The sequence below is a fragment of the Mycoplasmopsis agassizii genome (genome assembly GCF_002276225.1).
GTDB lineage: Bacteria > Bacillota_I > Bacilli_A > Mycoplasmatales > Metamycoplasmataceae > Mycoplasmopsis_B > Mycoplasmopsis_B agassizii_A.
In genome coordinates, this window is sequence record NZ_NQNY01000024.1 from 1 (window position 1) to 1,980 (window position 1,980).

Annotated in this window: 2 protein-coding genes; both read right to left on the bottom strand. The window is 29.3% G+C overall.

The annotated features are described in order from the left end of the window. On the bottom strand, nucleotides 1-963 hold a 963-nt coding region (locus CJJ23_RS04865; RefSeq protein ID WP_143823650.1), incomplete at its 3' end, for a hypothetical protein. 22 nt (nucleotides 964-985) lie between these two features. Beyond that, on the bottom strand, nucleotides 986-1,980 hold a 995-nt coding region (locus CJJ23_RS05125; RefSeq protein WP_180738046.1), incomplete at its 5' end, for a S8 family serine peptidase.

Below are 1,980 nucleotides of genomic sequence, written 5' to 3' on the forward strand. Positions count from 1 at the left end.
TCAATCATTCATATTAAATTCGCTAATCTTATTTTTTTCAATTGGTATCAGCATTGAACTTAATCTTTTTCATGATCAAGAGTGATCTAATGCATCATCTAATGGACAATTATGACAAGGATAAACCTCTTTATCGTATGAAAATATAATATTTAATTTCTGACTTTCATGTTCTATTTTGTAAGATTTAATTTTAATTCCCTTATTTAAATCAGCAATTCCTGCATTACCATCTCCAAGTGTAGACCTCAGATCTTTAACGAATAAATAGTTATATTTTTTAAAATCCATTTTAGTTTTAATTGAATCAAAATTGAAAGTATCTGTTCAGGGAAGGTATTTTTTAGATAACTCATCTTGAGTTATTTTTCTGTCTCGAAGCAATGAATAGAAATGTTCTTCCAATGCTTTAAAATATTTCAAATATTTTTCACGAGTTTGATCATCTAATCTAAGTGCTTGTTTTAACTCTTTTTCGTTTTTTATTAAACTAATAGATTTTAAATGATTTGGATAATTTGTCTGCTCTTTAAAATCATGAATATAACCTGAATCTATATACCTAGAATCTTCTACATCAACTGTGTTATTAGGTAATTCTTGTTCATACTGCCACATAAACTTTTTTACAAATTTTAAAAATCTGTCAGAACCCTGCACTTGTTCCAGTCAAGAAGCTTCTATAACTCTACCTGATACTGCGTGGGGGTTAATATCCTTTCTCGCTTTTTCTATTTTTCCATTAGTTCAAATACCTTCAAATATTCATTGAAAATCACTAAATGTGAAATCCATAAAATTTCAAGTATTTAGTTGTAAATAACTTTTGTTATCTTCCGTAGTTTTTTCAAATAAACCAGAGCCATTTAAAATGCTTTTATTGTCAAATGGTGCATATGGGCCTGTTTTTGGGACACAAGCAATCAACGCAGTTGTAGTTGTAACAAAAGTTGAAGAAGACAATAGTATGAGAAATGTTTTCTTCTTATATTTTAGAATAGGTGAAAGCAACGTCGATATCCTTATTTCTAGATTCGTTTTTTTGATAATATACCTTGAAACTATAAACACCTGATATTTCTGCTTTAAATTCAACCGTTTTTGTATTTGCTTTTTGTGTTTCACCAGATATGTTGATAAAATCAGTAGCATTTATTTCTTTTGACTTGTAATCTGATTCTACGTAATTTGATGGTTTAACAATTGTTAAGCCCAAAGGTGTAGGACCAATAAAATGCCTTCCATAAGTTGCAGTGTTACTAATTGAACTACTTGGTTTTCATCCTAAAGCAATCGAATCCTGATTTTTTCAGGTAATGTTAACTCTATATTTTTCACCTTCGTTCAAATAAATATACTTAGTATATGGATTACTTTTTGTTTTTTCTTTTGCAAGAACAAAATAGTCTAAATGCTCCAGTGATTCTTTGATTTTAGAAAAATTGGCTGCTCCAAAACCTGTTTTTTGAGTATATACATTGTGATTTTCGCTTCAAACCGAATTACTAAGCCTAAAGAATTTTGAATAATTATTTCTCGATCCTGAGATCAAGATACTTTTTGCTATTAATGAATCTGCTCCCTTGTCAAAATAATCAGAATAATTATTTTTCAAAAAAGCTATCATTGCAGTAACTGAAGGTGCAGAATAACTAGTCCCGTATTGATTAGTCTTTTGACCTACTTCAACAACTGTTTGTTGTATAAATTTATCAGGTACTGAGGTGGTTATATAATTATCTTTTCTAGATCATTCACTATAGTCTTGAGCAATCACTGGATTCGTTTCTTCAAGTGCTCCAACTACAATAGAATTTAAAGACAGTTTATAACTATCAGTATATTTTGCCAATTCAGGGTTATAGCCAAGATCTTTAGGTTTTCCATACTTATCATAAGCTTCAGAAACATCACCATCATTACCTGCAGATTGTATAAAAATTACATCAGGATTAGCATTAATAACATTATCTAGTCACT